Annotated in this window: 7 protein-coding genes; 1 reads left to right on the top strand and 6 read right to left on the bottom strand. The window is 70.0% G+C overall.

Annotated features, from left to right (window positions below; genetic code table 11):
• Nucleotides 1–1218 (top strand): FtsK/SpoIIIE domain-containing protein (locus DN069_RS00635; RefSeq protein WP_279387860.1); only part of this gene is annotated, 1218 nt, incomplete at its 5' end.
• Nucleotides 1219–1294: 76 nt separating this feature from the next.
• On the opposite strand, the gene DN069_RS00630 is transcribed toward DN069_RS00635, so the two are convergent.
• From DN069_RS00630 to DN069_RS00605, 6 genes are all read right to left on the bottom strand, one after another.
• Entirely contained in the window at nucleotides 1295–2500 is a 1206-nt protein-coding gene (locus DN069_RS00630) for a glycosyltransferase 87 family protein (protein WP_111498691.1), read from the bottom strand.
• Nucleotides 2501–2694: 194 nt separating this feature from the next.
• Nucleotides 2695–3780 (bottom strand): ABC transporter substrate-binding protein, encoded by a 1086-nt coding sequence (locus DN069_RS00625; protein WP_111498690.1) that lies wholly within the window; start codon nucleotides 3778–3780, stop codon nucleotides 2695–2697.
• A gap of 48 nt (nucleotides 3781–3828) precedes the next feature.
• The gene (locus tag DN069_RS00620; protein ID WP_111498689.1) at nucleotides 3829–4725 is read right to left on the bottom strand and encodes an ABC transporter permease; all 897 of its coding nucleotides are present in this window, start codon (nucleotides 4723–4725) and stop codon (nucleotides 3829–3831) included.
• Complete coding sequence (locus DN069_RS00615) at nucleotides 4722–5558, bottom strand: ABC transporter ATP-binding protein (RefSeq protein WP_111498688.1); 837 nt, start codon at nucleotides 5556–5558, stop codon at nucleotides 4722–4724. Before DN069_RS00615 ends, DN069_RS00620 begins: the two co-directional genes overlap by 4 nt.
• 137 nt (nucleotides 5559–5695) lie before the next feature.
• On the bottom strand, nucleotides 5696–6649 hold the full coding sequence (locus DN069_RS00610) for a carbohydrate ABC transporter permease (RefSeq protein ID WP_111498687.1): 954 nt from the start codon (nucleotides 6647–6649) through the stop codon (nucleotides 5696–5698).
• Entirely contained in the window at nucleotides 6649–7623 is a 975-nt protein-coding gene (locus DN069_RS00605; RefSeq protein WP_111498686.1) for a carbohydrate ABC transporter permease, read from the bottom strand. Before DN069_RS00605 ends, DN069_RS00610 begins: the two co-directional genes overlap by 1 nt.
• Nucleotides 7624–7780: the final 157 nt, after the last annotated feature.

Here is a 7780-nt window from a genome sequence, read left to right as displayed (position 1 = left end):
GGCCATCACCGCGCCGCACCGGAGCGGGAGTTGGTCACCGGCGTCGCCCTCGACGCGGTCGGCGCCGCCTGGGCCGGCCGCCTCGCCCGCGCCCTCGCCCCCCTGCGCGAGCCCGACGGCGCCCGCCGCAGCGGCAGCCGCGGCGCGCTCCCGGAGGCCGCGCGCCTGCTCGACCTGCTCGGCATGGACCTGGTCACCCCCGCGAAGATCTCCGCCCGTTGGGCGGAACTGCGCATCGGCTCCGGCGAGATCGCCACCGCGACGGTCGGCGTCACCCGGGACGGCAGCTGCGCGCTCGACCTGACGGACCATCTCCTCGTCGGCGGCGCCCCGCAGTCCGGCCGCACCGAGCTGCTGCGCTCGCTGCTGGCCGCGCTGGCGGTGGCCGAACGCCCGGACCGCCTCGGCCTGCTGCTGATCGAGGGCCGCCCGCCTGCCGATCCCGCCCGGGGCCTCTCCCCGGCCGTCGAGCTCCCGCACGTCGTCGGCCACGTCGCGACCACCGACGGCCCCGCGCTGCGCGAGGCCGCGCGGGCGCTCAGCGCCGAACTCGACCGCCGCGCGGCCCTCCTGGAGGGCCGCAGCTTCGCCGCGTGGCACGCGGAACGCGCGCTCTCGCGGCTCGCGCCGCCGCGCCGCCCCGCCGACGACTACCCCGCCACGGCCTCCGCGCAGGGCGCGGTCACCGTCGAGGCCGAGCCGCTCCCCCACCTCGTCGTCGCCGTCGACGACTGGGACGGTCTGGTCGGCACCCCCCTCGCCCACGTCCTGGAGGACGCCGCCCTGCGCGGCCCCCGCCTCGGCGTCCGCCTCGCGGTCACCACCGCCTCCCCCGAGCACACGGCCGGCACGGCCGTGGACGAGGCGGCTCAGCTGCGCATCGCGCTGCGGGTCGACTCCCCCACGGCGTCCGCCCTGCTGATCCACGTCGACGACGCGGCGTCCCTCGCCGAGGACTCCCCCGGCCGCGGCCTGCTCCGCCACCCCGACGGCGGGGTCACCCCCCTCCAGACGGCCCGCGTCACCGGCCGCATCCCGCGTACCGCGACGCTCCGTCCGACGGTGACCCCCCTGGACTGGTCGACGCTGGGCGAGCCTCCGGCGTCGCGGACCGTCCGCGAACTCGGCAACGGCCCGACGGACCTGGCGCTCCTCGCCAGCGCGTTGCAGCGGGCGACGGAGTCGCTGGGAACGGCTCCGATACCGCACATCCTTTAGTTGCCACCCTGTTAGGGGCGCGAGGCGCTACCCTCGCGGCTCCGCCGCGTGGGTAGTTCCCCCCGCCCCTAAAGGTTCAGTGCAACTTGGCCGCGAGCCGAGTCCACAGGACCAGCACGGCCGGCAGAGCGAAATACCCGTAGCGACTGGCCGGTGCGAGCGCGAAGGCGATCGCGAGCCCCAGCGCCAGGCGGTCCGCGCAGGCGACGGAGTCGACCGGCGGGCGCTTGACGAGCGAGACCGCGAGCAGGACCGCGCACAGCACCAACAGAACGCCCGCCACCGCCAATCCCGGTGTGCCCAGCCGGGAGAGCAGGACGCCGGGCAGCGGGCTCTGGGCCGGGGTCGCCACCGCGCCGTGGCCGGTCGGGAAGAGGAAGACCTGCTCCAGCATCGCCTTCGGGGTCCGCACGGCGAACGGCACGATCACCGCCGCCGCGCCCGCCACCGTCACCGCCGCACACCGCAGCGCCGCCCGGCCGCCGTAGAGGGCGAAGACCGCCGCGAGGACCACCGGGACGACCGGCCAGGCCGTCCACTTCAGGGCGCAGGCGAAGGCCAGCACCCACCCCGCCGACATCGGCCGGCCGCGCAGCGCCAGCGCCGGAGCGACACAGCAGACGCCGATCAGCGGGATGTCGATACCGCTCACGCACAGCGGCAGGGCCAGGATCGGCGAGGCGACGAGCGCTCCGACCGCCGTTCCGTAGGAGACGGACCCCACCCGGACAACCGGCGCCGTCGCGGACTTGAGCACCGCCCGCCCCGCGGAGAGGCACAGGGCCAGGAACGCCCCGCACCACAACCGCGCGTCACCCAACGGCCCGAGCAGCCCGAGCGCGTGCGGCAGGCCGAACAGCGCCTGGCCCGGCAGGTACGGGTTGTAGTCGGCGAGCCCGGCCGGGTGGGTGGCGTAGGGGCTGCCGGTGCCGAGCATCAGCTCCATCGAGCGTTCCATCACCATGACCTCGGACTGCGCCTGCCCGGTGTACACCAGCCACCCGAGCGGCAGCGCGACCGCGCCGACCAAGGCGATGCCCACCGACATCCGCCGCCGGCCGCAGCCCGCCGCGAGCGCCGCCGCGAGGTAGGCGAGCGCCGCCAGCGTCCCCCACGTCCGATGCGTGGTCAGATTCGAGATGACGAGGAACGAGCCCGCCCACCCCGCGGAGACCAGCCAGCCGAGCACCCAGGTGCGCCGCTGCTCGAACCACGCGGCACTCCGCGCCCGCCCTGCCGCGACAACCGGCGCCTGCGCCCGGACCTGAACCATGCTGTTCACGGTGTCCCCGCCCTCCCCGTCCCGATGACGGCTCAGACGCTACGGGTACCGGAGAGGCCACCGCGTCGCTCCACGAAGCTAATTCCGCTGCATCCCAAGGATGACCCCGACGCCCCGTCATCCTTTCGACGTACGGACACGAAAGCGCCGGGCGCCCGTCCCGAAGGACGGACGCCCGGCGTTCGGGGTCGAGCTCAGCCGTTGGCGCTGGCCGGGGTCGTGGTGGTGGTGAAGCCCTCCAGCTTGTTCGCCGCGATGACGAAGTCGTTGGTGAACGTGGTGCCGAGGTTGATCGAGTTGGTGGCGTTGCCCGCCAGGACCTCGGTCGCCAGCGAGGTCTTCGGGCCACCGGCCGGCATGATGCCGTCGGGCAGGAACTGGCCCTTGTCCTGGCTCAGCGCGGTGATGTAGTCGGCCTTGGTGACCAGCGCGTTCGAGACGAACGCCGACGGCAGGTTGTTGGCGATGTCCGCGGCGCTGTGCGTGTTGATCCAGTGCATCGTGGCAACGAGCGCGTCGACGACCTTCTGGGCCGCGTCCTTGTGGGAGTTGACCCAGTCGGTGCGGGCGAGGACGCTCGCCGCCGGCCACATGCCGCCCAGGGCCTGGGTCGCGCCGGTGGAGGTGGCCAGGTCGATGGCGGAGTAGGCGATGTTCTTCTTCTCCAGCGCGGCAACCGTCGGCTGGGTGGTGATGGCGCAGTCGGCCTTGTGGTTCTGCAGCGCGGCCACGACGGTGGCCCCGGCACCGGCGGCGAGGCGCTTGAAGTCGGTGGTCTTCAGGCCCTGCTTGGCGGCCAGCATCTTGACCAGGGTGTCCGTGCCGGAGCCCAGGTCGGTGACGCCGATGGTCTTGCCCTTGAAGTCCGCCGCGGAGTGCACGCCGCTGCCGTTGGCGCACATGATGCGCTCGCCGGGGGCACCGGACAGCTGGATGATGTCCTCGACGGCCTTGCCGTGGGCCTGGAAGTCGATGGTGTGGTTGTACCACGCGCCGGCCATGTCGACCTGGCCGGAAGCCATCGCGTCCTCGGCGCCGATGCCCCCGTCGAGCTCGGTGGAGAGAACGACGTTGACGCCGTACTTCTTGTAGAAGCCGAGGTTCTGAGCGAGCTGGTACGGCAGGTAGATCTGCTTGTCGATCCCGCCGACCATGAGTCTGACCGTCGGGGTACCGCCGGAGGCGCTGGAACCGCCCGAGGAGCTGGAGCCGCACGCGGTGGCGGTGCCCAGCGTGGCCAGGGCGAGGGCGGAGGCGATGACTGCGGAGCGCTTGAACATGGGGAGCCACATACCTTTCGAGGGTGGGGGTGCGTATGTGTCGGTACGTCAGATGGCGTTGGACGCCTCGGAGGGAGCGGCGGGCCGCCAGGAGAGCAGGTAGTGCTCGAGCTTCTCGATCACCCACTCGGCGACGAGGACCAGCACCGAGATGATGAGCATCGCCGCGAACACCGTGTTCGGGTCGAAGTTGTTCTGCGCGTTCTTGATGATCAGACCGAGGCCCTGCTGGGCTCCCAGCACCTCGCCGACGAGCGCGCCGACGATGGCGAAGCCGAAGGCGCTGTGCAGGCTGGCGATGATCCACGTCAGCGCGGAGGGAACGATGACGTGCTTGGTGACCTGCAGCCGCGAGGCGCCGAGCACCTTGGCGTTGGCAAGGATGTTGCGGTCGACCTCACGGACGCCCTGGAAGGCGTTGAAGAAGACGATGAAGAAGACCAGGACCGCGGCGAGCAGGATCTTCGGCAGCGTCCCGATGCCGAAAGCCACGATGAAGATCGAGCCGAGCACGATACGCGGGATCGCGTTCACGATCTTGATGTACGGCCCGAACACGTCGGCCAGGAAGCGGCTCTGCCCCAGCGTCACACCGACGATGACGCCCGCCACCGCACCGATGCCGAAGCCGAACAGGGCCTCCTGCATGGTGACCCAGATGTTTTCGTAGACCGAGCCGAACTCGGTGCCGTTCTGGAACAGGTTGACCAGCGCGCTCCAGACACCTGACGGCTGCCCGAAGAAGAACGGGTCGATCACGTTGGTCCGGGCGCCGACTTCCCAACCGCCGAGGACGAGGACGGCGAAGCCGATACGGCCCGCCCAGATCGCGGCCCTGCGGCGCAGGACCGCCCGCTTGGCGGCCTGGGCCACCGCGGACTGCTCCCGACCGGCTGCTGCGGCGTCGACCGGGGTGGTCGTCGTGGACGTGGATGCGGTGCTCATGCTGCCTTGCCTTCCTCGGTGGGGCCGCCGGCGGTGCGGGCGTAGGCACGCTCGACCTCTTCGCGGAGGGTGTCCCAGATCTGGTGCTGCAGCTCCAGGAAGCGCGGCTCGAAGCGGATCTCCTGGACGGAGCCGCGGGGGCGCGGCAGGTCGATGTCGTAGACCGCCTTGACCGTGCCGGGGCTGGAGGTCATCACGACGACCTTGTCGGCGAGGGCGACGGCCTCGTCCAGGTCGTGGGTGATGAAGAGGACCGCGGGGCGGCTCTGCTCCCACAGGCCCAGCAGCTCGTTCGACATGATCGCCTTGGTCTGCACGTCCAGGGCGCCGAACGGCTCGTCCATCATCAGGATCTTCGGCTCGTTGATCAGCGCGGCGGCCATGGCCACGCGCTTGCGCATACCGCCCGAGAGCTGGTGCGGGTAGCGGTCCTCGAAACCGGCGAGGCCGACGCGGCGCAGCCAGTCCCGGGCGCGGGCCTGCGCCTCGGCCTTGCTCGCGCCCTTGAAGATCGGCCCGAGTGCGACGTTCGCCAGCACCGTCTTCCAGGGCAGCAGCGCGTCTGCCTGGAACATGAAGCTGACGCCGTCGGTGATGCCGTCGACCACCTTGCCGCCGACCTTGACGGTGCCCTCGCTGGGCTTGTCGAGCCCGGAGACCATGCCGAGCGTCGTCGACTTGCCACAGCCGGTCGGTCCGACGACCGCACAGAACTGGCCTGGCTCGACGGTGAACGACACGTCCTTGATCGCGGTGAAGACGTCACCGCTGGGCGTCAGAAAGCGCTTGGTGACGCCTTCGATCTCGATTCGGCCATTGTTCGCATCGGCCATGGGACCCGCTCCTTCCACACCCCCGGTTCGAGGTAGTCAGAAGGTAGGAGCGGGTCCCGTGTTACGTCTCTGTTTCCCTTGTTGTCAGATGAAAGCTGCGTAAATAAGCGTTCTGCTCGTTCTGCTCAGCCTTCGGATCAGCCCTTCACGGAGCCCGCGAGCAGGCCGCGGACGAAGTAGCGCTGTAGCGAGAAGAAGACCGCGAGCGGGATCACCACGGAGACGAAGGCGCCCGCCGTGAGGATCTCCCAGTGGTCGCCGAAGGACCCGGACAGCTGCGCCAGCCGCGAGGGCATCGGCGCGGATTCGGGGGCCCCGCCGGTGAAGGTGAGACCGACCAGCAGGTCGTTCCAGACCCAGAGGAACTGGAAGATGGCGAACGAGGCCAGCGCCGGCGTGGCCAGGGGCAGCACCACCGACCGGAACACCCGGAAGTGGCTGGCGCCGTCCACCCGCGCGGCCTCGATCAGGTCGCGGGGCAGTTGCGCGATGAAGTTGTGCAGCAGGAAGACCGCCAGCGGCATCGCGAACATCGTGTGGGCGATCCACACGGGCGCGTAGGTGCCGCCCATGCCGAGGGCCGGGAAGATGGTCGCACCGCCGATATGGGCGCCGCCGGAGAAGAGTTGCAGCAGCGGCACCAGCGCCATCTGCAGCGGGACGACCTGCAGGGCGAAGAAGACGAAGAAGATCGTGTCGCTGCCCTTGAACGGGATCCAGGCCAGCACGTACGCCGCCATCGACGCGAGCACGATCGGGAAGACGGTCGCCGGGACGGTGATGGCGATGGAGTTCACCAGATACGGCATCAGTCCGTCGCTGACGCCGAACCCGCCGTTGAACAGCACGTCGTGATAGTTCGCCAGGGTCACGTGCGGGTGGGCGAAGAAGTCCCACCAGCCCGTCTGGGCGACGTCCTGCTGGGGCCGTAGCGAGGTGATCAGCAGTCCGAGCGACGGGACCGTCCACACCACGGTGACGATCAGCACCCCGAGGGTGGCGAACGGGCTGCTGAGCGCGCGGCGCACTCCCGTGCGCCCCGTGCCCGGTGTCGCGGTGTCGGTCGAAGCCCTGCGCGTGAGCGTGGCCATCAGCGGACCTCCCGTTCCTTGCGCAGCATCGCGACGTTGTAGGCGACCAGGGGCACGACGGCGAGGAAGAGCAGGACGGCCAGCGCGCCCGCCCGCCCGTTGTTGAACTCGGTGAACGCCTGCGAGTACATCTCGTTGGCCAGCACCTGGGTGCCGAAGTTGCCGCCGGTCATGGTCCGGATGATGTCGAAGAGCTTCAGCGTCGTGATCATCACGGTGGTCAGCACGACGATGATGGTGCTGCGGATCATCGGGATGGTCACGTTGCTGAAGAGCCGCCACCCCTGCGCCCCGTCCAGCACGGCGGCCTCGGTGACGTCCTCCGGGATCGCCTTGATGGCCGCCGAGAGCACGACCATGGCGAATCCGGTCTGCACCCAGATCATGATGATCATCAGCAGGAAGTTGTTCAGCGGGTGCGACAGGATCCAGTTCGGCGGATGGTGCCAGCCGAGCCACATGCAGATCTGCGAGAGCAGCCCGATCTGCGGCTGGGACGGGTCGCGATAGGCGTAGACGAACTTCCAGATGATGCTCGCGCCGACGAAGGAGATCGCCATCGGCATGAAGATCAGCGACTTGTAGACCGCCTGACCGCGCAGCCGGTCCACGAGAAGGGCGAGCACCAGCCCCAGCCCGGTCGTCAGGATCGGCGCGATGACGATCCACAGCAGCGTGTTGAGCAGCACCTGGTGGATGTCGGAGTTACCGAAGGCCCAGGTGTAGTTGCCGCCGCCGAGGAACTTGGTGCTGTCCTCGTTGTAGAGCGACAGGTAGATCGTCCGCACGGCCGGGACGACGATGCCGACGAGCAGCAGGAGCACCGCCGGACCGAGCAGGAACAGGATCGCCAGCCGACGCGAGAGCCGGCCCCGGGCAAACCCGGCGAGATAGAACAGCAGCAGCAGTACGCCGAGGAATCCGGCGACGGCACCGAACATGTTGCCGAGCTTGACCGAAGTATCTGCCCACATACGAGATGCGACTCCTACCTAGGGGCGCGGGGAACTGCGCGAGCAACCACCCTGTGCGAATGGCCCTGAGCGTTCGGGGACTCACCACACCGGGTGGCTAGTCGCGCAGTTCCCCGCGCCCCTGGAGAGTGCGGCTACCTCACTGCGGCCAAGCTGC

This window comes from Streptacidiphilus pinicola, assembly GCF_003258295.1.
Lineage (GTDB): Bacteria > Actinomycetota > Actinomycetes > Streptomycetales > Streptomycetaceae > Streptacidiphilus > Streptacidiphilus pinicola.
Note: the sequence above shows the minus strand (reverse complement) of the source record. Positions and strands in the feature narration are given on the sequence as shown.